This window comes from Qipengyuania seohaensis (assembly GCF_002795865.1).
Classification (GTDB): domain Bacteria; phylum Pseudomonadota; class Alphaproteobacteria; order Sphingomonadales; family Sphingomonadaceae; genus Qipengyuania; species Qipengyuania seohaensis.
In genome coordinates, this window is record NZ_CP024920.1 from 393689 (window position 1) to 418837 (window position 25149).

At 57.2% G+C, this 25149-nt stretch carries 21 protein-coding genes and 1 pseudogene; 9 read left to right on the plus strand and 13 right to left on the minus strand.

Translation table 11 applies throughout. The features are described from left to right. Window positions 1–4 precede the first annotated feature (4 nt). Window positions 5–2707 carry a conjugal transfer protein TraG N-terminal domain-containing protein gene (locus CVE41_RS01980; protein WP_100259152.1) on the plus strand — a complete coding sequence of 901 codons (2703 nt, stop codon included), beginning with the start codon at window positions 5–7 and terminating at the stop codon, window positions 2705–2707. A gap of 1 nt (window position 2708) precedes the next feature. Here CVE41_RS01980 and CVE41_RS01985 read toward each other — a convergent pair whose 3' ends face one another. Next, on the minus strand, window positions 2709–2918 hold the full coding sequence (locus CVE41_RS01985; RefSeq protein WP_100259153.1) for a hypothetical protein: 210 nt from the start codon (window positions 2916–2918) through the stop codon (window positions 2709–2711). A gap of 157 nt (window positions 2919–3075) precedes the next feature. Between CVE41_RS01985 and CVE41_RS14825 the strand changes: the two genes are divergently transcribed. From CVE41_RS14825 to CVE41_RS02005, 5 genes are all read left to right on the plus strand, one after another. Further along, a complete protein-coding gene (locus CVE41_RS14825) occupies window positions 3076–3603 on the plus strand; it encodes a thermonuclease family protein (protein WP_232725835.1) in 528 nt (175 codons plus the stop codon). Further along, window positions 3603–3734, plus strand: a complete 132-nt coding sequence (locus tag CVE41_RS14935) for a hypothetical protein (protein ID WP_269800161.1) — start codon at window positions 3603–3605, stop codon at window positions 3732–3734. The genes CVE41_RS14825 and CVE41_RS14935 overlap by 1 nt, the downstream gene beginning before the upstream one ends. Further along, window positions 3731–3925, plus strand: a complete 195-nt coding sequence (locus CVE41_RS14525) for a DUF6961 family protein (RefSeq protein ID WP_157799356.1) — start codon at window positions 3731–3733, stop codon at window positions 3923–3925. Before CVE41_RS14935 ends, CVE41_RS14525 begins: the two co-directional genes overlap by 4 nt. 303 nt (window positions 3926–4228) lie before the next feature. Continuing rightward, complete coding sequence (locus tag CVE41_RS02000; RefSeq protein WP_100259155.1) at window positions 4229–4864, plus strand: S24 family peptidase; 636 nt, start codon at window positions 4229–4231, stop codon at window positions 4862–4864. Window positions 4865–5073: 209 nt separating this feature from the next. Then, complete coding sequence (locus tag CVE41_RS02005; protein WP_198507693.1) at window positions 5074–6150, plus strand: nucleotide kinase domain-containing protein; 1077 nt, start codon at window positions 5074–5076, stop codon at window positions 6148–6150. Here the strand turns inward: CVE41_RS02005 and CVE41_RS02010 are convergent. From CVE41_RS02010 to CVE41_RS02065, 11 genes are all read right to left on the minus strand, one after another. Further along, entirely contained in the window at window positions 6125–7471 is a 1347-nt protein-coding gene (locus CVE41_RS02010; RefSeq protein ID WP_100259156.1) for a MazG nucleotide pyrophosphohydrolase domain-containing protein, read from the minus strand. The two genes, CVE41_RS02005 and CVE41_RS02010, sit on opposite strands and share 26 nt — an antisense overlap. Further along, on the minus strand, window positions 7465–8130 hold the full coding sequence (locus CVE41_RS02015; protein WP_100259157.1) for an Nmad2 family putative nucleotide modification protein: 666 nt from the start codon (window positions 8128–8130) through the stop codon (window positions 7465–7467). The genes CVE41_RS02010 and CVE41_RS02015 overlap by 7 nt, the downstream gene beginning before the upstream one ends. Then, window positions 8117–8563 carry a hypothetical protein gene (locus CVE41_RS02020; protein WP_100259158.1) on the minus strand — a complete coding sequence of 149 codons (447 nt, stop codon included), beginning with the start codon at window positions 8561–8563 and terminating at the stop codon, window positions 8117–8119. The genes CVE41_RS02015 and CVE41_RS02020 overlap by 14 nt, the downstream gene beginning before the upstream one ends. Before the next feature lie 171 nt (window positions 8564–8734). Then, window positions 8735–9955, minus strand: a complete 1221-nt coding sequence (locus tag CVE41_RS02025) for an ImmA/IrrE family metallo-endopeptidase (RefSeq protein WP_100259159.1) — start codon at window positions 9953–9955, stop codon at window positions 8735–8737. Beyond that, window positions 9955–10248 carry a type II toxin-antitoxin system HigB family toxin gene (locus CVE41_RS02030; protein WP_100259160.1) on the minus strand — a complete coding sequence of 98 codons (294 nt, stop codon included), beginning with the start codon at window positions 10246–10248 and terminating at the stop codon, window positions 9955–9957. The genes CVE41_RS02025 and CVE41_RS02030 overlap by 1 nt, the downstream gene beginning before the upstream one ends. Window positions 10249–10406: 158 nt before the next feature. Continuing rightward, complete coding sequence (locus CVE41_RS14530) at window positions 10407–10943, minus strand: hypothetical protein (protein ID WP_198507694.1); 537 nt, start codon at window positions 10941–10943, stop codon at window positions 10407–10409. Between the two features lie 225 nt (window positions 10944–11168). Next, window positions 11169–14078 (minus strand): MobF family relaxase, encoded by a 2910-nt coding sequence (mobF, locus tag CVE41_RS02040; RefSeq protein ID WP_100259162.1) that lies wholly within the window; start codon window positions 14076–14078, stop codon window positions 11169–11171. A gap of 45 nt (window positions 14079–14123) precedes the next feature. Next, window positions 14124–16469 (minus strand): type IV secretion system DNA-binding domain-containing protein, encoded by a 2346-nt coding sequence (locus CVE41_RS02045; protein ID WP_100259163.1) that lies wholly within the window; start codon window positions 16467–16469, stop codon window positions 14124–14126. Further along, window positions 16459–16788 carry a hypothetical protein gene (locus CVE41_RS02050; RefSeq protein WP_100259164.1) on the minus strand — a complete coding sequence of 110 codons (330 nt, stop codon included), beginning with the start codon at window positions 16786–16788 and terminating at the stop codon, window positions 16459–16461. The genes CVE41_RS02045 and CVE41_RS02050 overlap by 11 nt, the downstream gene beginning before the upstream one ends. A gap of 624 nt (window positions 16789–17412) precedes the next feature. Then, on the minus strand, window positions 17413–17634 hold the full coding sequence (locus CVE41_RS02055; protein ID WP_100259165.1) for a hypothetical protein: 222 nt from the start codon (window positions 17632–17634) through the stop codon (window positions 17413–17415). 799 nt (window positions 17635–18433) lie between these two features. Next, window positions 18434–18832 carry a single-stranded DNA-binding protein gene (locus CVE41_RS02065; RefSeq protein WP_100259166.1) on the minus strand — a complete coding sequence of 133 codons (399 nt, stop codon included), beginning with the start codon at window positions 18830–18832 and terminating at the stop codon, window positions 18434–18436. A 789-nt stretch (window positions 18833–19621) separates the two neighbouring features. Here CVE41_RS02065 and CVE41_RS02070 point away from each other — a divergent pair. The 3 genes and pseudogenes from CVE41_RS02070 to CVE41_RS02080 all read left to right on the plus strand — a co-directional run. Then, window positions 19622–20170, plus strand: a pseudogene (locus CVE41_RS02070) (DDE-type integrase/transposase/recombinase); the annotation flags it as partial. 55 nt (window positions 20171–20225) lie between these two features. After that, window positions 20226–20717: an HAD family hydrolase gene (locus CVE41_RS02075; RefSeq protein ID WP_100259167.1), complete on the plus strand. Its 492-nt coding sequence runs from the start codon at window positions 20226–20228 to the stop codon at window positions 20715–20717. A 125-nt stretch (window positions 20718–20842) separates the two neighbouring features. After that, entirely contained in the window at window positions 20843–23281 is a 2439-nt protein-coding gene (locus CVE41_RS02080; RefSeq protein WP_232725750.1) for a PAS domain S-box protein, read from the plus strand. Window positions 23282–23910: 629 nt separating this feature from the next. Here the strand turns inward: CVE41_RS02080 and CVE41_RS02090 are convergent. Next, entirely contained in the window at window positions 23911–24810 is a 900-nt protein-coding gene (locus CVE41_RS02090) for a sterol desaturase family protein (RefSeq protein ID WP_100259170.1), read from the minus strand. Between the last annotated feature and the right edge of the window lie 339 nt (window positions 24811–25149).

Here is a 25149-nt window from a genome sequence, read left to right on the forward strand (position 1 = left end):
CACCATGGTCGAGATCTTCACAACTGGCGGCGGCGAGTACATCGTCAATGTCCTCAACGCTGTCGCCGCGTGGACTGGCGCAGGCGGTTACAAGAGCCTGATTCAGGTCTCGCTGGTGATGGGATTCGCGCTCGCGGTCATCGTCGTCGCGTTCAACCAGGACTGGCGCGCCTGGCTCAACTGGTTTCTGGGCGCGACGCTGATCTACATGTGCCTGATGGTGCCGCGGATGGATGTTCAGGTCACAGACCGTGTCAATCCAAGTCTAGCCCCAGCCACGGTTGCGAATGTTCCGCTCGGTCTTGCCCTGATGGCAAGCTTCACCAGCCAGGCGGGCGACTACCTTACCCGCTCGGCCGAGACTGTCTTCGGACTTCCCGACGATCTCAACTATTCGAAGAACGGCATGATCTACGGCGCGCGCCTGCTCGAGGCGACACGGTCCCTGCGCATTGCCGATCCCGAATTTGCTGCCAATTTCGACGAACATGTCCGCCAATGCGTGTTCTACGACCTGCTGCTCGGGCGCTACTCGATGAAGGAACTGTCCGAGAGCAATGACATCTGGGCGACCATTGCGCCCGGGAGCGCGGCGCGTGCGCAGAAATTCCTGACCCGCGAGGCCGATGACAGCGTCACGGCATCCATCGTCACCTGCCGCGAGGCATACACCGTGCTCTCGAACCAGTGGGCCGGAATGATCGACGATATGACGCTCGTTGCCGGCCGCCAGCTCTATCCCAAGCAGACCGAAGCGCTAGCCAAGGCCAAGCTCATCGCCGATCTGCCGGTGGCCTACCAATATCTCACTGGCATTTCGAAGGACGCGAGCAGCATCTTTCGCCAGGTCCTGACGATCAATGCGATGAACCAGGCGATGCACGGCTTTGCCGGAGCAAGCGGTGCCTCGAGCGTCGATGTGTTCGCGCAGACCCGCGCCGACATCCAGACCGAGCGGACCTACTCCTCGATCGCGCACAATGCGATGAAATGGGTGCCGATCCTGAACGTCGTGCTGACGGTCGTCTTCTACGCGCTCTTCCCGGTGCTTTTCCCGCTGTTCCTCATGCCAAGAACCGGCCCGATCGCACTCAGAGGCTATGTCACTGGGTTTTTCTACCTCGCTGCCTGGGGACCGCTCTTCGTCATTCTCCACATGATCCTGATGCTCAAAGGCGCCGGCGATGTTGCGGCAGCAGGCGGCGCGAGCGGCCTCACGCTCGCGACCTTCTCGGGGATGACCGACGTCAACAACGATATCGGCATTCTTTCCGGTTATCTCGTCGCATCGATACCGTTCCTCGCAGGCGGCGTTGCGCGCGGAGCCATGGCGATCTCGGGCCAGGCGACGAGCTACCTCAATCCGAGCCAGAATGCGGCCGAAGAAGCCGCACGCGAAGCGAGCACGGGCAACGTCTCGCTCGGGAACACCAATCTCGACAATTCGAGCGTGTTCTCGCGCCAGTTCGCGCAAGGCAGTCTCGCGCCAAACATCGCCTATGGCGCGGCCCAGACACGAGGATTGGGCGAGAGCGGCACGCAGACAACCGGCTTTCCGCAGGCAGAATTCGCCACCGTGCCGACCTCCAGCTATCCTTTCACACCCACGCTCGGGCAGGACTTTTCGAGCCGGCTTGCGAGCATGGCGAGCCAGAGCCGCGGCCTGAGCGAGACCTTCTCGAACCTCGCCCAGCAATCGACCAGCTCGGCGGTCACGCGGTTCAGCGAACTGCGCGATGCCTACACCCGTTCGCGCTCGAACGAGAGTGTCAGCGGCACTTCCACCAGCGACAGCATCGGCAGCGCCTTCAGCGAGGTCGACAATGCTTCGAAGACACTCCAGCAGCAATTCGGGCTTTCGCGCCGCGCGGCCGATGACATCACCGTGTCCTGGTTCTTGAATGGAGAAGCAGGTGTTGGCGCGAAAGCAAAGGGACGGATCTTAAATGGTTCTGCGGGCGTAAAAGGCGGGCGCAATCAGAGCTGGACCGACAGCGATATCGGGATCGCCTCCGAAGACCGGTCGCGGATCATGGGGGCGTTGCGCCAAATCTCGGACAGCCGGAGCTGGTCGAGCACACGCGAAGGTTTCCTGCGCGAGTCAAGCTCGTCTTCCGAGGCACTGGTCTCGAGCAGTTCGGCCGGGATCACAACCTCGATCACAGAGGCGCAGAGCTACACGCGCGAAGCGCGCCGCGCCGAAGAGATCGCCAGCCGTCTCGAAAACCAGGCAAGCTGGTACGAAAGCGCTAATGCCGCAGGCACGCTCAATCTCAGCCAGGCCTATCGTGAATGGGGCATGGCGGAGATCGATGCCAACCGCGATTACTATGGCCAGGTCCGTTTCGACGATATCGATTTCCAGATGAGCGCGCGCGGCCAGCAGCTCCAGGCGCGGTTCGTCGAGAGCTACGCCGATCAGCTCAACGAGGATATTGCGAGCGAACTTGTACTTCCAGACAATGCCCCTGTCGCCCGACCCTCCGTGAGTAGCGCAAGGGGCGTGCGCGGATCGGTCAGTCTTGGCGGGGTGCCCGATTCACTAGCGGAATCCTCGAGCGCTCGTGACGAGATCGCACGCGATGTCGAACGGGTACAGCAACAGGGCGAGCGAAGGGTGGGAAGCGTCAAGGGTTACCTCGACAAGAAAACGCGCGATGCGAAAGGCGCGTCTGCAGAAGCTGCCGATGATGTTAAAAGATGGTAGCCTAGAAAAGGCCGTCATAGATGGCGACGTAGATGACGAAGCCGACGGCAATAAGGCCAGCAAGAATGAGTCCTTTACGTTCCCAAGGATCTGCCCAAGCCTTCTGCCATTGATACTTGGAAAGCCGGTTCTCGGCGATCGCGCGATCGATCTCGCGCAAACCTTCCCAGTCCTTGTTGCCCTTGGGTGGTGTGTTTTCGGGTCCGCTCATCGCTTCTTCTCCTTCGCGAAAAAGGGAGCCCCCTCTTCTCCACTCTTCCCGCTGATCGTTCGCGCGAAAGTAGCTCAAAACTATCGGGAAAGCGAGTTCGCAAGGCTTGGCGATATTCACGGAAAGTGAAAGAACACACGGTATTGAAGAGCAGATCATGAGCACGAACGAACCATCAGAACCAAACGTCGTCGATTTTCGCGGCGGAGCTGTCCGCCAGCAGCGAGACAAGAGGCGCAAACTTTTGCTTCTCGTCTTGGGCGGATTGTTCGCCGGGATTCTTGGGGGTGTAATCGGGATCAATTGGCCCTTTGGTTCTGCCAGCGCCGAGGCACGAGCCACACATACCTTTGGCGTATGCGGGCTGGTGAGGAATACCTGTGTGGTCGATGGCGATACGATCTGGCTCGAAGGCGTAAAGATCCGCGTGGCAGACATCGACACACCGGAAATCTCGCAACCCAGGTGCGACTACGAATACGAGCTCGGCATCAAGGCTCGCGACCGGTTGGTTGTCTTGCTTAACCAAGGCGAATTCACCGCAGTTCCGATCGGCAACCGGGACGAAGACCAGTATGGCCGCAAGCTGCGGGTCCTGATGCGTGACGGACGCTCTCTGGGCGATCAATTGGTTAGCGAAGGTCTTGCACGGACATGGACCGGGCGACGGGAGCCTTGGTGCTGATGCGTGTTTGGCCGGATAGAGACGAACCGCTGGCGAGCGACGAGGAAGAATGGAAGCTGAAGCTTGAAGCCTGGATTCTCGGCATTCCGATCATCCTTGGTTTGGCCGTAGCCATCTGGTCGCTGTTTTGACCCTCACTCGCGACCAGAAACTGTGGGGAATGGCGCTCTGGGTCGAGAAGCATCACGGCGATGAAGCCCGTGATTTCATCGGTGCGAAGATCGAGCAGCTTGCCCTTGCGAACGAGCCGGACGGCGTAAAACTTTGGGAGGAAGTTGCGCGTCGCTTCGAGCAGCTTGGCGAGCGCATGTCCCATTCTTGATGGCATCTCTACCATCCGAGCCTTCGGCAGACGCGAGATAGGCCTCTAGCCGTTCGATTGTTCTCCGGCGCGGCCGGCGGCCCATTCGCAAGTCGAGCACGAATCGCGGATCTCCGACAGCGCGTCTGCCAAAACGGGTCGCGGAAATATGATGATCTTTCAGATGCTTTTCGATCCGTTCAAGCAAGGTCATGTCCTTTTCGCTCCGACTCGCAAATCCCTTGTGTTCTTGTTCTGTTCCTACTAGGATTGCATCCGCGAGTCTAGGAAAATTCCTACGATCAAGATTCGAAGGACAGGCGAATGGAACATGTCAGAGAAGAGCTCGACCGGCTGATCACGCAGCGCGGATACGGCTATGCATCGATCTCGCGGCTGCTCGGTCGCAACCCGGCCTACGTCCAGCAATTCATCAAGCGCGGTTCGCCCAGGAAGCTCGATGACGAGGATCGAAAGACGCTCGCCTGTTTCTTCGGCGTCGATGAGCAAGTGCTCGGCGGTCCGGCCAATCCTGTCACCGACGGCATGGTCGAAATACCCGTTCTCGATGTTGAAGCCTCAGCCGGCTTCGGCGCGGTCGCTGCCAGCGAGACTGCACATACCCGGTTTGGGTTCGACGAACGCTGGCTGCGGCACCTGACATCGGCGAAGAGCGCTAGTCTGTCGATAGTCGGCGTTAAGGGTGACTCGATGGAGCCAACGTTGAGCGATGGCGATGAGGTTTTGGTCGATGCATCAGATCATGGTTCACGATTGCGCGATGGGATCTACGTCCTTCGCTCTGATGATACCCTCGTTGTGAAGCGCATAGCGATCAAACCGGGCGGCAGGCAGATCACTATTGCAAGCGACAATCCGGCCTACCCTACATGGCACGACATGGACCGTTCAGAGGTGCATGTGGTTGGGCGGGTGATCTGGTTTGGCCGAGCTTTGTAGCGGCAGAGCTTGGGCCGAAAGCGGTCGGTCTGGTCTCGGGGTAGGTACGCACGAAAAGCGGATGCTCGATCTAGCAATGGCGGTGATATGCCGCTTCGAAGACTTTCGGTGTTGTTCTCGTTCTTGTAGCAAAGGCAGCGCCTGTCCGGTTTTGCGAACGAGATCCCGGACACATGCGACGCAGGAACACTATTTGGATTAGGACCGCAATGCTCGATCAACATGAGCTTTTCCGATCGGTTGATGATCAAACCGTCCCAGAAAACAAAGAGCCCAACGGGCTCACTATTCACGTTGAAGGGACTGTATTGGAAACGACAGAGGTTTTTGCTGCATACTGGCGTTTCGCGGCCGAACGGCAGCGCATGTTCTTGAAGAGGCTGAAAGGCGTTAATGACCCAGCGCTGACTGACGACCCTGTACTATTCACCTATCGCTTCACAAACTCCTACCGTGCCTCTGACCGAGTGAGCCAATTCCTCCTGCGCAATGTGATATCGGTTTACCGGCAGCAGTGGACTGACGAAGACATCTTCTATCGAGTGCTCTTGTTCAAGTTGTTCAACAAGATCGATACTTGGGAGGCGCTTGAGCGTGAGTTCGGAGAGCTAACTTGGGAGCGACATAACTTTGACAAGTTCGACTCCTTCCTCTCGCGTCGCCAAGCCTCGCAAAAGCGCAACTACTCGGCTGCGTACATTATGCCTTCTGCGGGGTCGACGTTCGGACACAAGAGCAAACACGCAAATCATTTGCGCCTTCTGGAATGGATGGTCGCAGAGGATTATCCAAGACGCCTTCGGAATTGTAGAAACATGGGAGATGCCTATGATCTCATGATCTCAGCCCCTTCACTGGGCCCGTTCCTAGCCTACCAGTTTGTGACGGACATCAACTATTCCACGCTGACGTCGTTCTCCGAGATGGAGTTTGTCAAGGCTGGTCCTGGAGCACTGGACGGGATCGCGAAGTGTTTCAAATCGACCGATGGAGTTCCTTCCGAAGCCATAATCAAGCATATGGCTCTGTACCAAGATCGTTACTTTGAGATTTTCGAAATCGATTTCCCGTCACTTTGGGGCAGGCCGCTTCAGCTAATTGATTGCCAAAACCTTTTTTGCGAGATTTCTAAGTATGCGAGGGTCGCGTTTCCTAAAGTGAATGGCAGCTCGGGAAGAACCCGCATCAAGCAGAAGTTTGCTCCTGCAGGTCGGCTCCCGCTTCCGTTCTACCCGCCCGATTGGGGTCTAAACGAGAAGATTAGTGCCGAGCTTGAAGAGGTGTGACCGGTTCGCCGGGAGGTGTGAATCTCAAGCGTCGGGCTCCTAGGTCTACTTCAACGAGCCCGCCCTTATGCTTCTTGAGGAGTTGGAAAACCCGATAGCCTTCGCGAATTGCCAACTCCCATTCCCAATACTTGTTCGCATAGACCTCATGCCCGATCGTCAGTCCACGGATGGTTTTCAGGAGCGAGAATGGAATTTCTTCGCCTTCGGGAAACAAGGGCCGATCGTAAGGTGATAGATCTTGATGCAAGTGCTTAGCCCGCTGCGCAGCTTCCCAATGCACGTGCTTGATCACCAGTTCTTCAACTACGGCAGACCGCCCTCCATCCTCATTCTGCTTGGTTTCTGAGCAGTGAGTCCGTTTGACGTTCATTAGGTCGCGGAGGACCGGTGACCAACCCAAAACGGCCGCATTGGCGAGATGGATTACATCATGAAAGCGGTATCCATCCTGAATTGAATACTGATCGCGCAACGAATTTCCAATTTGTTCCTCGCCCAGATAGATTTCAACGGTGTCGGCGCTGACCGAACGGAATTCAACTTGGAAGACGCGAGGAAGCTGTTGGTCCACAGGAGCCAGCGTGTCATGCAACGGTGTCGCAACGCCATCATTTCGCCGGGCGTTGGCTTTTTCGATGTTTTCCGATGCGACCTCGTTCATGTCGATCTCATAGAGCGAGGCAATGGCACAGAGATGCCATGCAATCTCTCCCAAGACGACGTCGATCGGCCGATCATTCAGTTCCGTATTCAACTCGGTTTCAAGCTCAGGCAGCAGATCACGCATCAGTTGAGCTGAAAGTTGAGTGAGCACCGCCGCGCACACTTGCAGCAAGGTGTGCTTTTCAGTGCGAGCGGTCCGGAATGCCAAGACCTGATAATCGCGGAGGGTACGTTGTCGCTTAGATCTGAAGACCCCTGCCTCGTCCAAAAAAGCTTTCACTTCGGAGTCCGACAGCACTTCGCGAATTCGTCCGCCACGCTTTGCCTCTTCAGTGACTTCGTTTTCCAGGTGCTTGATGTTCTGGCGGAGTATATCGAGGCTGCTGTCCAGACCTTCGATCTTGGCGAGGGCGAACGCGTACCACATGGCATCGCCGAGCTCTTCCTCGAGTTCGGCTTTTGCGAGTGGCGAGGATAGAACACCCCCTTCTTGCAGCCAATGCTTCTTGATCGCTGAAATCACAGAGCCGAGCTCACTGGCTAGGCCGAAGATCGCAATCTCTCTGGGATTTGCCCTCAACTGCTTCTCAGCATCGTCTGTGCTCGAAAACTGATTGGTCTCTGAGACCGACTTTGCATACCGCTCAATCAACATGTCACGGGCTTCCGATCTAAAAGCATCCGCACCTTTTTATCCCGTGACCAATCAGCCGGATCATGGATCAGACCACGATCTGGAATACCTTGAAGCCAGGCGATGAAAGCTTCCTTTTTTGCCTCACAATCGACGTTATAGATTTGTCCGCGGCCTCGACGAACGAACTCTTTAAATTCATTGGGCGGGCGAGGTCCTTTGGCGCCCCAGTACGCATACTCTCGCCCAATAAGCACCCGATCCGTTCTGTCTGTGTCGCGTTTTAGATTCCCACCACCATGCAGGCTATTCTCGTCACTGTGGAAGGAATGTTCTTGTATCCACTGACCAGTCGCTTCGTCATGGTGATAGATATTGTCGCCAAAGTTTAGCATCAGAGAGCCGCCCGTTCGCGGACGCTTTTTTTCGAACTCCGGTTCGTCCCAATAGTCATCGTAGCTCATGATTTCATCGACCATCATCCAGTAGATGATCTGGCCGCTAAGATCGTATTTGGCAGGGCCATAGCCGACGATCACATCACCGAGTTCAGCGCCCTTTCGGATGACCGGCTTGCAACACGCCAGCGTACAGACGTTGAAAAACGGATTAGGGGCGAAACCCTTGTCGTGGTCGATGACGTACCGGTACAGGCGCCGTGGTCGCTTATTCGCACTCATTGGGCTCAACCTCATTTGGGTCTGCTTTTTCACCATCGGGCGTAAGGAAGGCATGCTCACAGTCAGAGCCCAGTTCATCTTTCAGCTTTTGGGGGTCCCATGGAATTTGGGCCGTGCTGTACTTCGCCGCCGCCGGATGAATTCCGGTTTGAGCCTGGCCAGGAGCCCATAATCCAACAATGTTGCAGACACCCTCCTGAGCTGCGGCAAACGCAGTTTCGTTCAGTAGGTTGCTGACTTCATTGCTATCCGCCAAAATAAGGACAGCAGCATCGCGCTCGGTCATCGTGGCGAGATCGTCTGCACCAGTGACAATCTTTACCGTCGCAAGATCAATCTCGGCTGCGGACAATACCTGGAGGATGTCTGTATCAGTTAGCTTTCCATTCTCTGCTTGCGCCACAAATATGCGACGCTGATCGTTCTGGCTCATCGTGTAAGCCTCCTCATCGCGCCGTAGTGTGGTGTTGCCAGTTCGTTACGAACGAGATAACGCGAGCGTGTTCAGGGCAGGTTATCCGAATGGCGTTGTCCCTCCGGGCGGCGCTTGCACCTTCGGGAAATCTGCTTGGCAGCGGGGCCGATTAGTCGGCCCCGCTTGCCTTTATGATGTCTCCTCGAAATGTTGACGGACCTCATTGGTGCCGACGAACTGCGAAAGTAGACGGTAGTTGCCTGTCTCTCGTCGCACCCGGCCTGCAACGATGGCGGGATGGACATTCACTGACTGTGCGAAGGCCATCACGCGGGACGGTGTAGCTCTCGACAATAAGTCGGCGTCGGACCATTTTTTTGACGGAATGAGCGCCTCCTGCGCGAGCAGATCCGCTTCCTCTTCAACTGACCAGTCTTCAGAATGGTCGGAGGGGTCTAACTTAAGGTCATCTATAAAGAAGTCGTGTTCGTCCTTCAGATGTCGCCAGACGTGAACGATTTCGTGAAGAAGGCAAAACCAGAAATTGTCGAGGCGATCGAAACGAAGACTGAGACCAATTACTGGAACCTGTTCCTTTGTTCGCATTGCGGCACCGTCGAGGTAAGTTTTTGGCAGGTGTCTAGCGTAAACGACCGCTATGCCCTTTTGCGCCAACGCTTCGACTGCACGCTTAGGACCGTCCGAAAGGCGGCTCAGAGTAGCCAGGAAGCGGAGGAAGTCCTGGTCGATCGCTCCTTCGCTGTATGTTGCTGGCAGCGTTTGTTTGCGTGCTTCGGCCAGGACATAAAGGCACCAGGCTTGCAGCGCATATGGGTCCATACTGGCATTTTGGCGTGTGGAGTCGTTCTTACGGTACAATGCTTGTGGTACTGCCTGCATGCCGCCCGCTTGCTGGAGAAGGCCTGCCATGAGGTCTTCAGCAGATTTCGCAACCTGCTTGTTTGTCTCCAACCAGCCACGCTTCAGAAGTTCTCTTATAGGGAATCGATCCCACTGTACTTCTCTGGTGGGTTTCTGGAGGTCAGCAACATTTCCATCGCCAATTAGAACCTCTGCAGGAATTCCCAAATGGGTGTTCAACGCGCGGATCATTTTGAGCGTAAGTGTGCGCTTTCCTGATAGGACCTCGGAAACTTTAGCACGGCTCCCAATGTAGGGCACCAAATCAGCCTGGCTCAAATTGGATTGTTCCATTCGGAACTGAATAGCCTCGACCGGAGACGGTAGATCAATTGGGTAATGCTCGTCTTCATAGACCTCGATCAATGTCGAGAGCACGTCCAATTCATCGCGCAATTCGTCGTTTACTGCAGTCGACATTATGTAATCGACGCGCGCAAGAGCAGCATCGTAATCAGTCTCATTCCGAATTGGACGTACGTTGCTCATTAGATCTCCTCCACATCGATCTTGTCGTAGTCGGCATGCGTTCCGACAAATCTGATGAAGATAATGCCAGCTTGATAATCAATGCGAACAACCAAGCGGTATTTGTTACCTGCGATATTAAAAACCACTCGATTGTTTCCGACGATGCTCGCGTTTCGATACTGCTCCTTGATGTCAGCTGGCGTTTGCCAGTCCTTGCTCTTTGCTTCGTGATACCAGCTATCAAGCGCAGCCTTCGCACTAGGGTTTGCGTCCCCAAACTCGCGTAGTGTGCGCCTTGCAATGATTCGCATTCACACCCCCTATGTACTCATATTGGGAACAATGTCAATCGCTCCCTATTAGGGAGCATATCATACCTGACTTCAATATGAGCCGGATCGGTAATCGTGCACCGAGGCTCGGCGCCTTTGCAGCCAGCTCCGGTATTTTTCCCCCAGAAAGTCAAATACTAGACGATGAGAAGTTCTTGAATTCTTCGATCTATGGCAGCGAGTTCGTTTTGATCGGCGTCGAAAAGACGTATTTCAGCGCTACCGGGGATACGACATCGCGTCAAAAGAGCATTACGCTGATTGCCTAACTGAACGAATTCTAAGGCCTCCGGCGAAGTCCCGTCCGGAGCAAGAATATTTGGAAGAGGGCATTTTGGATCGTAAACAGCGGATGGGTCCGGCAGAAACAACATCCGTCTGCGCTGCCCCATTTGAGGGCTGACGTCGATAAGGCCGCCGTTCTTGTTGCGCCAGACCGCGTGGTGCTCAGCCTCGAAGTATCTGTCCGGAATGTGCCAAATCGCCCAGCCAAAGACTTTGGAGCCACCATTTTTTGCGATTTTTCGATCAACGTTTTCGAAGCAGAATGATGTCGCGCTTCTTCGAAGTGGAACAGAGATAATGAAGGCCGGTTCATTCGGCGCGATCGAACGGCAAAATTCCAAGATCGAACTAGTTATTGAACCGGGTACCGTATTTGGAGTTGTTTGCATGCTTTGATGGAGACACTTCAATCCGGATTTCGCTAAATTCGGCTCTTCCCGGCAGATGGCGTGGGTGCGCACAAATTACCCACGAACAGTCTTCGGTGTCTAGCAGCCGGGCTTACAATCGTCATTTCTGATTTGCGCTCCGATGACCGCTTTTAGGCCAGCGCGTGCATTGACCTCATGTCCGAAATTGGGGCGCAAGGCGGCCATTCTTGGGCCACCATCTCGTTAAATCCCAAAATCCATCGAGCGGTTACGCTCCTTGGCGAGTTCTGGCTCGGGAGTCTTTGGGCCCTTCTCGGCCGAAGTCGTGCCCCTCCCCACCTGCCCCGCGGCCTTCAATCGCTCGGTGACCTCCAACGCCGATGACTTATCGCCTCGGTTCTTTGAAACAGCGGCACCGAGCCTTGCAGCGCTGTCGACCACAAGTGTGAGATGGTCGCGAAGCCGGGTCACCGTGACGAGAAAGGTCTTCTGGTTGGAAAGGTTGCGCTCACGGCTATCCATGACGGCAATGCCTCGATCGGAGGTTAGACCCTGCGCCATGTGAGCATTGAGTGCATAGGCCAAATCAAGGCGCTTGAGTATCGGATCGTCTTTGCCAAGCCTCATCTTGTTGCCCTTGGAAGTCTCGACAGTGATCTGATCGCCGTCGATACGAGTGATTCGAGCCCGGTCGGCGTTGAACAGGCCGCGCCGGTGGTCGTTCCTGGTCCAGCGGATGCGATCGCCTTGGTGGACCTCAAGTTTGCGCCGGTCGAATATCGCAAGATTGTCGTCTTTCCCCGTGTGCCCGATGCGAGACGGGTTGAGCTTGCTCAGCCTGCCATGCTTATCCTCAAGCTCGACAATGCCTTTCCGGTCGTCGACCTTGCGCACCAGATACTCGCCGCGTTTGAGGCCAAGCGTGCGTTCGAGTTTGGCGACCTCGAGCACCATACCAGGCCGGTAGGCGGCGAGGTATCGCAGTTCTTCCCGCGTAAGATTGACGCGGTCGAGAACTTCGAGCTCGAGCTTCTCGGGGCCGATTTCTCGGTTGGCAGCTAGGCCGGTCTGGACGGCTTTGTTGACGGCGGCGCGGATCTTGCGACCCGATGCATAGATCGCGGTCCGCTCCCGCTCTTCGGGTGGCAGCGACAGCCAGCGCTCGGCAGCAGCAATCGCTCCATCCCCCTTGGCTTCGACCGTATTGTCCTTGAGGTGGTCGAGCGCCGTGCGGACCAGCCCGGCCTGCGCTGCCGCCTGTGCCTCGCGCAGGATGGGATCGCGCCCGCGCAGGTTGGTGTTCATCTGCGCCTGCGCAATCCCTCCCTGCTGCAGGAGATCGAACGGCTTGCCGGCATCGACCGCGCCCAGTTGCTTGCGGTCGCCCATGAGCACCAACCGGTGCGCACCGGCGCGATTGGCGATGTGGATGAGCTGCTCCTTGTCTGCATTGGAGACCATTGAGGCTTCGTCGAGGATAAGGACGCTGCCGCCCAGCTCCCCGCGCGCTTCGCGATCGAGACTGGCCCGACCCGCGCCCCCGCTGATCGGTCTCCAGCGGTTCAGGAAGCTCGCGAGCGTCTGCGCCTCAATACCGGTGTCGCGTTCGAGCATCTGAACCAGCGTGTTCTGTATCGACAGACCAAGTACCTTGTGACCCTCATGCCGCAGCACATCGGCGACCGGCTTCAGCACGCTCGATTTGCCAGCGCCGGCAACACCCTGCACGGCGATGGTCCGATCACGTGATGTCAGGATAAGTCGAGCTGCGCCCAGCTGGCCCTCATTGAGCTTGAAGCCCTGATTGACCAGAGCGGAAGCCTGGACACTAGCGTCGGCTCGCCGCTCGGCAAGAACGGGTTCGACCGCGCCCTTTCCTTCATTCGCCCAGGCAAGAATCCGCGCCTCGCGCTCGACCTCTTCTCGGCTTGCGAGCCACCCCTTGTGCTCGCCCTTGCCCCGCAGCAGGTGCCCTGAACGCACCAGCGAGCGCACCGCCTTTTCGACATCGGCGATGGTGGTAGGCAGCCCGAAGTCGAGCGCGGCCTTGTACAGGTTCTCCCGTGCAAAGCCTGCCTCTCGCTGCGACAGGTGGCGCACTGCCGAAGCCACGGCCTGGGACGCTGCAATCTCTTGTGGTCCTTTCTTGAGAACATGTTCCGGGACGAGCGGATCGTGCTCCTTGCCCTTGATGCGCGCGGCAAAGTCCTTGAGCAGCGCCAAGCCGCGCTCAGCCAGACCGGGCAACTTTGCGTCGGCAGCGGTGCGCTCGCTGGCTCTCGTCTTGGCGGTATCGACCAGTCTTGGCAGGTCGAGGCCGACAGTCTTTGCTGCCGCCTGCCATTGCTCGCCCAGGACCGTGCGATCCTCGATCGGCTGCTTGGGTGAACGTGTGGCGTGCGCCGCAATCTTGCCTGCCTCCAGCCCCGGACCACGGCGTGCTTCGAGCACTTCCTTCCGCCGCGTGGAGAAGGCCATCACCTGATCGCGCGAGATCCCGCGGGCCTCGAAATTACCGTGTTTGCCAACCGGGCCGGTCTCGTAGCCAAGCTTCTCGACTGCGATCCGGAAGCGCGCCATGGCTATCGAGTTGAACAGGGTCCCTAGCGCAAACAGCCTGTCGTTCTTGAGCGTTCGCCACTTGCCGTCCTTGGCCTGGGTCACATTGGCAACGACAGCATGGAAGTGCAGATTGGGCTCCTGGTTGCGGTTGGTATCATGCTGGAAAAGTCCGACCGCGAGATTGCCAGTCGCAACGGTCCTGATCTTGCCCCGGTCGACAAGGCGGGTTTCAGCAGCGTTCTTTTCGGCCCATGTGAGCGCCTCAGTTACCGCCTCGCGATAGGCAGCAACGATCCGCTCGTCCTTTCCGACCAGAGCCAAGAGTGACCAGCTTTTGGGGAGCGAGAATGTAAGATCGGTTCCCGGCCTATGTGGCTGTCCAGGATTGCCGACGCTCGTTCCGTCGGGAAGCTCGCCGCGCAGCAGCGCATCGAATTGCCTGGTCTCAACGCGCCCCGATAGGCCAAGTGAGTTCGCGCCTTCGCCGACCCATTGCCCGGATCGATCGGCATCGGCCCGGGCATAATAATTGTCGTCGGCAAAGTAGCTGGCGGCAGCAGATGGCGATCGGACATTGGCGATCGAGAGCAAGGCCCTAACCCTCGATTAGACGCACTGATTGCACTGGCTTGGGCATCAGATATCCGGCTCGATATCGCCCACGTCGGGTTCGTCACGATCAGGTGTGTCCTTCTCCTTGTCGTGAGCCGCACCGCCAAGAAGATCGCGCTGTCGGCGCTCCTGATCGGCGCGAGTGCGTTGTTCGCTGCTTTCCTTGGCTCGGTGGGGATTAGGACTGTCGCCGTACCTTTCTGGCCGCGCGTCCGCGTGATCATTGGGGGCTTTGCGGCTGCCGGGTTCGAGTGGCAGTTCGCTCTGTCGACCAGTCGATTGATCCACTGGCGGGCGCTCTTTGTTGGCGGCTTCTGCAGCAGACTGCCTGTCCCGCGCGGCACCCGTCTGGTCGTCCGGCGCCACTCCCTTCGACTTGCCCTTCGCATGGCGGCGTTGTGATTTGCGATTGGGACGTTTCCGCTGGTCGCCATCGGAGTCCCGGTCGGGATGCTTGTCGTCGCGGCGACGGCGTTCGCCGGAATCGTCGCTGTCGCTGCCGCCCTGCCCGGATGTTTCCCCTTCGCCAGGTCCGACGTTTACCGGCCTAGCCACCGTTCTTGCGGGTCGCTGGATCTCGCGAGGGATAAACCCTTCGGTGATGCGGGGCCAATCCCGGGGCTCAAGCGTGACCGGCGCGGTCGGAAGTCCCTCGGGAAACTTGATGTACCCTTCAAGGCTCTTCAGCCCCATGAACTCATCGGGAAGCAACAAGGGAGCGATTTCGCGGCGGGCTGTCAGGCTCACCGCATCGCGGGCGCTGTTGTGCCCGTAGCTCTGGTTCTCTTCGACTTCGCGGACCTCGCGGTGGCCGACCGAGTCCGAACACCAGGTAGCGGTCTCGCGGTCGGCCGTACCGAGCATGAGCTTGGTCTTGGCTAGCGACGACAAAGTCATCGCCATGTTCTCTCCATAGACCTCCTTGAGCTTGGCAAAGGCGTGCACACCTGTGACGATCGCACCGCCGTAATTGCGCGCTGTCTGCAGGCCCTTTTCGAGCGAGGGAAGCCGGTGCAGCGCGCCCAGCTCGTCGATCAGGAACCACAATTTGAGGTCGGGCGTGGTCCGCCCTGTCATCAGTGTGTTGATCGCCGTATCGAGCCACAAGGTGAGCATCTGCGAGAGCACGGTAAGGTCTGCGTAGCGTGCCGAAAGGAACAGGATTGATCCTTCCTTGCCCTCGCCTTTGACCCACTCGCGGATCGAAAAGGGTTCGCCCTCGGTGGGCAACAATTGCAGCGCCTTGGCGTTCACGTTGAACACTGCACGCACCGATTCAGCCATCTTCGCAGCCTGCGGGTCGGTCATGGGGCCTGCCATTGTGTCTTCGAGCAGCTTGTGAAGGTCGGGAAGATTGGCGTTCATGAGGTCGCTTGCCAGCGCCGCGTTTGTGCCTTTGCCGTTTTCGAGCAGCTTGAGACAGGTCTCGACGAAGAGCGTCCGCGCGCCGAGCACCCAGAACTGCTCCGCCCCGCCGCCATCATGCGGCACGAGCGACTCCGCGGCGGCATGGAACTCGGCGCTGGTGGTGCAATCATTGAAGACGCTCCATGCCGGACAGCGGGCATCGAGCGGGTTCAGGATGACATCGCGATCGGGCTCGTAGAAGGCCTCGATAAAGGCGCCCGTGAGATCGAAAATGACCGCGCGCTCTCCCCTCATGCGGATCTCATCGACAAGCTCGAAGAGCGCCACGGTCTTGCCCATACCGGTGGTTCCGACGAGCATGGCATGACCCTGCTCTTGCCGCCACGGGTAGCTGACACCGGCGATATGCGCGGGCGTGTAGAGACCCGCAGCGCGCAGGGCCGTACTACCCGCAAGGCGCCATTTCCAGCCCATTTCGCGACCATACTCGCGGGCGCGGGCGCGGCGGTTGTACCGGGCGATATCGGTCTCGAGTTCGCTCAGGGAGACGAGCTGCGCACCGCGCAGGTGACGCTTGCGTTTCGAACGCTCGCCGAAGTGCTCGGCGACCCACCAGAAGGCCGCAAGGAGCGGGGCGAGCCAGAGCGCAGATAGCAGCATGGCCTGCTTTGCCGTGGCGAAGAACAGGGTCCAGGCTTCGCGCATCGGCGGGAAGTCCCTCACTACTGCCATGGGGAAGGCAACCAACTCGCCATCGGGCAGGCGCAGGTTGACCAGCTTGGCTGGATCGAACTCCATGAAGCCATAGGCAGAGGCATAGACATGCATCCACAAGAGGTAGGCCTGGTAGTCGGTCAGCATGCTGCTGACCCGCCACCAGACGGTCGCCAGAATGACCAGAACAGAGACGACAAGCGGCAGCTTGAAACCCGCGGCGAACATGAAACCGAAGTGCCCGAGAAGCTGGGTGCCGCGCGTGAAATTGACGATGCTATTCTTCATTGCTTGCCTCCTTCTCGCGCGAAGGAATGAAGCCGAGCTGTGCGAGGCGGCGATGGTAGGCGGCATGGGTACGCTTGCGCAGAGTGTCGTCGGTATGGCTCGCAAGCAGTGCATCGAGCGCGGTGGTGAGGAACACCAACTGGCGGGCCGGATCGGTCCCGCCGGGACGATCGGCATGATCGTTGTCGCGGTTCCAGGCGGCGACCAAATGGTCGCGAATGACCACGCTCACGCTGGTCTCGCGGGTGCTTGATTGCTCCAGAATCCAGTCCGCGATCAGCGGCGGGACGTAGGTCTGGAGGACCCTGTAACGTTGCATCTTTCCAAGCTCCTTGTGCTGAAGAAGCCTGGTTCGACCTGCGGAAGGCGAGAATGACAGTAATTCACGAAGGGGGTGTAGGAAAACGAAAATTTCCCTATCTACATCAGTATTTTAGGCGAAGGTGATTTGCCTCCTATTTGCGAATCCAATTCGCGATTTGCGGTCAAATCGGTCGGTGCACGCGCCAAATTTGCGCTGTAAATAACTGAGAACATTGGAAGAACATTGGCGGCCCCGCTGCGTACGGTGTGCCTGTCAAGTTCCAATGTGCGCGGGTGTTTCCAGTACGCCCTGAGTTCTGTCCAATCGCTTGAATTCGCACCCTTATTCTCGGAGCGTGAGCAATCGAGTCTTTGCAGGGAAAAGCGAGGTTCAGGGCAAAAAATGCCGCTGGGCTACAAACTGGCCTTAGTTATGTGTGAATCCCTCTCGGCAGGCTATTGCTCAGGCGGGGCAATTGCTAGGTTGCTTGAGCGGATCATGGGGACCAGATGGCCATCACCAAGCCGTCCCGAGGTCAATTGAAGTTGAGCTACGCGTCAAGCAAGGATCGCGTTTTCCTGAACCCAGCGAACAAGAAAAAGGGCAGGAACCGTTCCCGGTCCCTGCCCTGCTCGTTGCTCAGAATTCATCGAGCATCGCACCGTGCACAGTGTGCACCACGCGCGCTGCCAGATGCGCTGGAAGAGCGTTGTAGTCACCCTCGTCAAGAGCGAAGTATCCCAGTTCGCGGTCCTCGACGATGTGCTGATCGAAGAAGCTGTGCAACGCCCGCCGCTCTGCCACAGCCAGCGCGGCAAAGTAGCGTTCTGAGTTCGAATTTGTTCGAAAAATCGAAGCCATGATATCCTCCTGATGTCTGCCGTTGACGGCAGGAGCAGGACGGATGGGCGTGCGGCCGGCGGGTCAGGGATCGCCCAAAGGGCGACCGCGAAGCGGCGGTAGGGGTAACGATTTTGTCGGACCGCAGCGCAGCGAAGGGGAGGCAAAATGGTGGGACCCTGCCGTCCTTGACGCGCCGGTTGCGCGGCCATCAGAATGGGACCACCGTGAGCCAGGCTCGCTCCCCTCCGGTTCCTAGCTAGATAGCTGCCGAGACCTTCTGCGCGACCTCTGTTAGCGTCGCCTGCAGGCGATTGATCTCCGATAGGCTGGTCCCGCTGGGCACGTATCGCGTCACAAGAAATTCGCGTGACTGCTACATGGCATGCAGGTGTTCCCGTGTCCGCTTTCGTAGTACGAGCCCAAGCTGCACCGCTAGGTCCGCCCTTGCCGCGAGGTTGTGCTGAAGCCCCCGGACTTGACCCGCGCTGTGACCCGAGCGGAGAAGGAATGCATTCAGGTAGAGTTCGACCGCATGGATCGCCACCATTCGAAACGGCGCCCGCGACCTGGGTTCTCCGGGCCGTCTATTCTGCACGAGAAGCTGAGCCGCAATCCGATACTCATTGGCAAGTGCCACAACCTCGGCAGCAGTCGCGGCTTTGCCCGAATAGCAATCGATCGCCTGGTCAGTCATGGCGCTCTTCGTAGCACTGCTTTTGCAAACGATTACTGAAAGATCGTCGGCATTTTGGATGCCAGAAAGGGGCCTTGTCCGGCATGGACAGGACCCCTTCGGGAGGGAGATCGACGGGAGAGTTCAGTCGATCTCAAGAGCATCCTTGTTGTCGTCGTTCTCGCTGGAGCCGTTGCCGCGGGAGAGGAAATCGACCTTATCGGCGAGGATCTCGGTGCCGTAGCGCGTGACCCCGTCCTTGTCTTCCCACTGGGTGTAGTGGATGCGGCCCTGGACGGAAACCAGCTGGCCCTTGGAGCAGTACTGACCGACGGTCTTGGCGAGGCCGTTGAAGCAGGTCACCCGGTGGAACTCGCTTTCCTTGGCGGTGTAGCCGTTCTCGTCCTTGTAGGTCTTGCCGTCCTTGTCGCGTGCGGGACGATCGGTGACAACGGTGATCCCGGTGACATTGGTGCCGCCCTTGGTCTCGCGGGTGTCCGGATCGCGGGCGATGCGGCCGGTGAGGATTGCGATATTGGTCATGGTGAAAGTCCTTCAGTTCCTCAAACCGGAGACCATCTCCGGCTTGCGAACATCCAGAAGAAGCAGGGCATGGGAGGACTGCACTGCAGGAGCGAAGCTCCAAGGGAAACCGGTTCATGACGGGTGGTGCGGGCAGGCGTGCCCCAGCGATTGCAGCAAAAGTGGGAACCAGTTTTGCGTCCGCAATCGCACAAAAGGGGCGCGACCACACGGCCGGAAAGGAACGGGTTGCTGTCCTCAGCTGACCTGGTTCAGGACTGTTCGCGAAGAAAGCCGGATGGGTATCGGGTGCGGGTCTGAAGGTGCCGAGACCCTGCTGCAATCAGCTTGCCCCATCGCCTTCCGATGCCAACAGGAGATCCATGAAGCCCAAGCGCAGCCTCCCGATCTTCCTCGTTCTCGAACGCCACATCGAGATCGGGGGCTGACCCGAACATGTGCAGGAACGACCACAGTGCAGAGCGCTTGCCCCGATCCCATTCTGGCTCGGCTAGCGTCGGCTTTGCGCCCTAATTTCGGTGGTTCCGGCTTTGCAAGCGGATGCCCGAAAGCGGCCATTCGTTCATCAAGATGATGATGGCAGCTAAGCGCCCTAGCCTCGGTCGTAGCGAGCGTCCTCCCCGCTGCCAGAAAGCTGCCGTCAGATTTGCTTTAGATCGGGTGCTTTCGCCTTTTTCCAAAGGCCAAACCTCGACCACAGGAAAAATGCCAAGGTCTCCTAGCAATTTGACGCAGTAACGCAGCACTGAGCACCTGGGAACGCTGGAATGAAAGTTGGCACCCAGCGACCGCTGTCGCAGGCGTGCTGTCGGTACGTGGGCACCAGCTCCGGTTCTGGCTGTGCCGAATCAGCCGTGGAGCCTCGACTTCGTATATGACCAGATGGCGTCAGGCAGGCGGTTCCGTGTGCTCAACGTGGTCGATGACGTGCCGAGGGAGTGTTTGGCAGCGGCACCCGACATCTTGATCTCGGGCTGCCTTTGCGTGCGCGAACTGACCGACCTGATTGCGCAGCGTGGGGAGCCTAGCATCTTCGTCAGCGACAATGGGACGGATCTCACCAGCAACGCCGTGCTGGCATTGTGCGGCGAGATCGGCGTGGAGTCGCCTTCCATCGCGCCGGAAAGGCCGATGCAGAACGGCTACGCCGAGAGCTTTAACGGCCGGATGCGGGATGAGCTTCTCAACGAGACGTTGTTCATGGACCTGACCCATGCCTGTGCTGAGATCGCGGCCAAACTGGATAAGCAATGGCCTCCTTTGCTACACCCACCGGACTCCGCTACGCAGCCCACTGTATCAACCGGTCACATGCACGACAAAGCTACCCGGCTCTAATCCCAGCTGGGGGCACGTCAGGAATACAAATTGAGCTCGGGACAGGTAGCCTTAAATGACCCTTTTCTTGGATTGCGATGGCGTGTTAGCTGACTTCGATTGCGCTGCAGAGTCAGTCCTTGGCATGCCTCCGCGAGTATTCGAGAAGCGCTATGGTCTATCGGCATTCTGGTCGAAGCTGGCGAAGCAGCCTGACTTCTACGCTAGACTTCCACTAATGCCTGGCGCGATGACCTTGTTCAAAGCCGTTCGCCATCTAAACCCGGTGATCCTCACTGGGTGTCCGAGGGGAGGCTGGGCAGAGGCGCAAAAAGTCCAGTGGGCGGCAAGGCATTTTCCTGGCACCGAGATCATTACCTGCATGGCTCGCGACAAGCGAGATCATGCAACGGCTGGTGATGTCCTGGTTGACGATACCGTTCGCCACCGGCATCGATGGGAAGAGATAGGCGGTACATTCATTCAATACCGATCGGCACATCAGGCCATTGCCGAGCTGCGTGTATTGGGGATTCTCGATGATGGGAGAGACCCACCACAAGGCTAGAACCGCGCCGCGCTATCGGATACCTCGTTGATCAATTATCTCGCCGTCGCGTGGACATAGAGGGAAAGCTCGTCCATCGTGAACATAATAGTTCAAGCCGATATGTGATCGCGAGGGGAATAGCGGTGTCGAGCACCAAATTAGGTTCAATAGAATTGACCCATGAGCGCCTGGGAGAGATCGTTGAAGAGTCCAGCAGCGAGACTTATGTATTTTCGACCAACGATTGCAAATTCGTGCTGGTCAACAAAGGCGCGCGGGATAACCTCGGTTATCACATGGATGAGCTTCGCAGACTTACCCCGTGGGACATCAAACCGGAATACAGCAGGGAAGAGTTCCTTGACTTTGTTGAACCGCTGAAGAGCGGCGACAAGAGCCTGCTTCGGTTCGAGACGAGCCATGAACGTAAGGACGGCTCGACATATCCAGTCGCCGTCCAGCTTCAGTTGATCGAATCCGCCGATGGCTCTCTGTTCTATGCGGCCATCCAGGACATCTCTGAGCGCAAGGAGGTCGAGCGCCAGTTACGCCACGTGTCGGACCGGCTGGATGCGATCCTCAATAACACGAAAATGTCCGTGTTCTTGATGGACGAACGCCAGCATTGCATATTCATGAACGCGGCAGCCGAGCAATTGACCGGCTTCACCCTCTCCGAAACCGAGGGCCGTCCACTTCACGATGTCGTTCATCATACCTATCCCGATGGCCGCCCCTTCCCGATCAGTGAATGCGCCATCGACCGGGCCTTCCCTGAGGATAATCAAGTATCCGGCGAAGAGATCTTCGTACACAAGGACGGAAGCTTCTATCCTGTCGGCTATACCGCCTCGCCGCTTCGCGATAGTGCCGGAAAACCAGTGGGCACGATCATCGAAGTGCGCGAAATTACGCAGGAACTGGAAGCGCGCAAGGCACTCGAAGAGTTCAATGATACTCTCAAGGATCGGGTCGAAAAGGCCCTCGAGGAGCGGCGCCAGATCGAAGCACAGTTGCTGCAATCTCAAAAGATGGAAGCGATCGGCCAGCTAACGGGTGGGATCGCGCACGACTTCAACAACTTGCTTCAGGTCATCGGTGGCAGCTTGCAGCTTATTCAGAAGGATGTTGCGCACATTCCGAAGGCTAAAGAGCGAGTGAGCAATGCTTTAGAAGCAGTCACTAAGGGAGCCAAACTGGCCTCGCAGCTCCTTGCCTTCGGGCGGCAGCAAACTCTGCAACCCAAGCCGACAAACATTGGCCGTCTCGTACGCGGAATGAATGAAATGCTTTCTCGCGCTCTGGGTGAGACCATCGAGGTCGAGACGGTGATTGCAGGCGGCCTATGGAACTGCCTTGCGGACCCTGCACAGATCGAGAATGCGATCCTGAATCTGGCCATCAACGCCCGGGACGCGATGCCCGAGGGAGGCAGGCTCACCATTGAGGCTGGGAACGCATCGCTCGATGATCGCTATGCATCGGAAGAAGATGTGGAACCGGGCCAGTATGTCATGCTGGCAATTACCGATACAGGCCAAGGCATCAGCCAAGAAAACCTGGACAAGGTCTTCGAGCCCTTTTTTACGACCAAGAAGGTTGGCGAGGGATCCGGCCTCGGGCTCAGCATGGTGTTTGGCTTCGTCAAACAGTCAGGCGGACATATGAAGGTCTATTCTGAAAAGGGAGAAGGCACGACCTTTCGCATTTATCTTCCTCGCACGAGGGAGGAAGAGATTGCCGAGCCTTTACCGACCAGCGGGTTCGCGAAGGGCGGAACCGAAGTGGTTCTCGTCGCAGAAGATGACGAAGCTGTGCGCGAAACAGCCGTCGAGATGCTGAAGGATCTCGGCTACTCTGTGCTGGAAGCCAACAATGGCGAGAACGCCATGGCAGTCATCAACAGCGGGACGCCCATCGACCTTCTTTTTACCGACGTAGTCATGCCAGGGAAACTCAGGTCACCCGAGCTTGCCAGGCTCGCCAAGCGAAAAATTCCCAATCTCGCCGTCCTGTTTACGTCTGGCTATACCCAGAATGCCATCGTGCATGGCGGACGGCTTGACCCGGGAGTAGACCTACTTTCGAAACCCTACTCGCAAGCCGAATTAGCAGCGAAACTGAGAGCTGTGCTGGCGAAGCGCGAAGAAGGCGAACAAGCAGGCAAGGAGCGAGACCGAACGAATGAATCTGAACATACGAAGCCGGAGGTCTCTTCGCCGAGAGTCCTAGTTCTTGAAGACGAAGTTCTTATCCGGATGATGCTTGTCGACATCATAGAGGAGTGCAACGCGCAGGCTTCACAGGCAGGAAGTTTGAAAGAAGCACGCCAACTCCTTGAAGACGAGACTTTCGACGTGATGTTCGCGGATTTGAGCTTACCAGACGGCTCGGCGATAGAACTTATCGAACAACTCGTCCGTGACCAATCCGATTTACAGATTGTTGTTTGTTCAGGAGGCAACATCGAGGCGCTACTCGAGCAGCATGGATTGGCGGAGCAGGTGGGAGTGCTGCCCAAGCCTTACAACAATGACTCTGTTAAAGAGTGGCTGTCAGTTGAGAGTGGCGAGGATCATTGAGGTAAACTGGATTTAGCCTACAGATAGTAGCTTTGCGCGTCCTCTGCCCAAAACCCTAAAATTCAAAAGTCGGCGGGGAGCTCAGTGTATTTTGCTTTGAGGATTCAGCAACGGTGCACCCTGCCGTCGGCGGTTCGTGCGTGAGCTCCAGAATTGTTCCGCGATAAGCTATAAATGTTCCGTCCGGCGCGAGAAACCCAGCCCCAACGGCGTTAGCGTGCGCCTGCGCGTCAGCAAGTCGGTTATACCACTTACCTTTGCGTTCTGCCGTGACATAACGATAGCGGGTCATGTGAAGGCAATTCAGGGACATCCATTTTGGTTCCGCTCGCATTACCTTGGGGGCGAATAGCCGAGTAATGTCATAAAATCGCACGGGTTTCCGAGACATCGACCCATGCCCCTTGGGCGTCGAGCAATTTGGCGTAAACCAGCTCATGTTTCGACCGCACGGAAAAAATGACTGAAATCTAGCAACGAACCGTCGGTGACAGCGGCTTAACCTCGTGCCGATTATCAGATTTCGGCAGTTGTACCAGAGAGCTGATGTCGGTTAATCAGGTAGTAAGCAGAATGGCAGTTCAGGGCTGCAATTGGCCAGAAACCGACAGTCAGCAACCAACCCAAATTCAGACCAATTGCGGCCCGCCGTACTTGGGACATTCGGAACGACAAACCCCGTCATGCGACCATTCGGGCGGTCGCCATAGATAGGCAATCTTGTCCTGCCAGCGTTTTGCAATATCCATCCTATCCTTCAATTGCTTTAGTCCTGCGAACTGCGCGGTCAGCGGGTTGTAATCGTAAACTGGTTTCACCAGCCCCGGATTAGGCTCCTCGCCTAAATATGCGGTACTTCCAAACAGCCGGTCAAACACCAACGTGACCTGGCTGTAGTTCTTGTCGATGTATTGCGGCTGATTGGCATGGTGAATTTTGTGCATTTTCGGAGTCATGAGCAATCGGTCAAGCCAGCCCAAGCCCGGCACGTAGCTGGCATGGTTCCAGATGCCGAAAGCGTTGGTGCATACGCTCACTGCGATGTAGAGTACCGGATCAATTCCTATAAAGGCCGGAATGACGGCGAAGAGCCGTTTAAGCTGTCCATCCAGGAAAAACCCTCGTGCCGCCGTCGAGTGGTTGAACTCGTTTGAGGAATGGTGGATCGCATGAAATGCCCAGAATAGCCCGACGCGATGGTTGAGGCGGTGATCCCAGTAATAGGCGAACTCATGCGCTACGAACGCGACCGGAATGGCCACCCATAATGGAATGGTCTCAAATAGCCGAAGATTGTCATAGACCAGCACGTAGAGAGCGAGCGGAAGCAGAATACCGATCACGAGATTGAGCACACTCGTAATCAGATTGAGCCCAATCGAATTGAATGCGTCCTTATTATCGTAATCCGGCTTGCCCCGAATCGCCCACAGTCGCTCGAGGATCACACTGCCGAAATACATGGTAGCGAGAATCCACAGCGCCGCCGGGCCGCCAATAAAGTCGATGCTTTCGCGAATGCTTTCCATAGCCGAAAGTTACCAGACAGAATTGCGAAGGCAATGCGAGGTTTCATCCTCATTGTACGACCGAATGATGCGTACGATGACCCAAGCCCGGACCGACCGCTTTCGGCTCAGAAGCTGCCCAATGAGGTCTTTTGAATTATATGACTGGAATTGGGCCGGAAGCGGACGGTCTGCTATTGGCCGAGTATCGTAAAAAGCTGCCACTCTGTTAATGACCCGATTACAGGCAAAGGCATGGCTCATTGCGGCGCCCTACCAAAATAGACTATTTTCCCGAACTTGAGCGCCGGAGGAGAGCTAAGCGTGTTCCGCGCTTCCTGTCGTAAAGTGAATGTATCA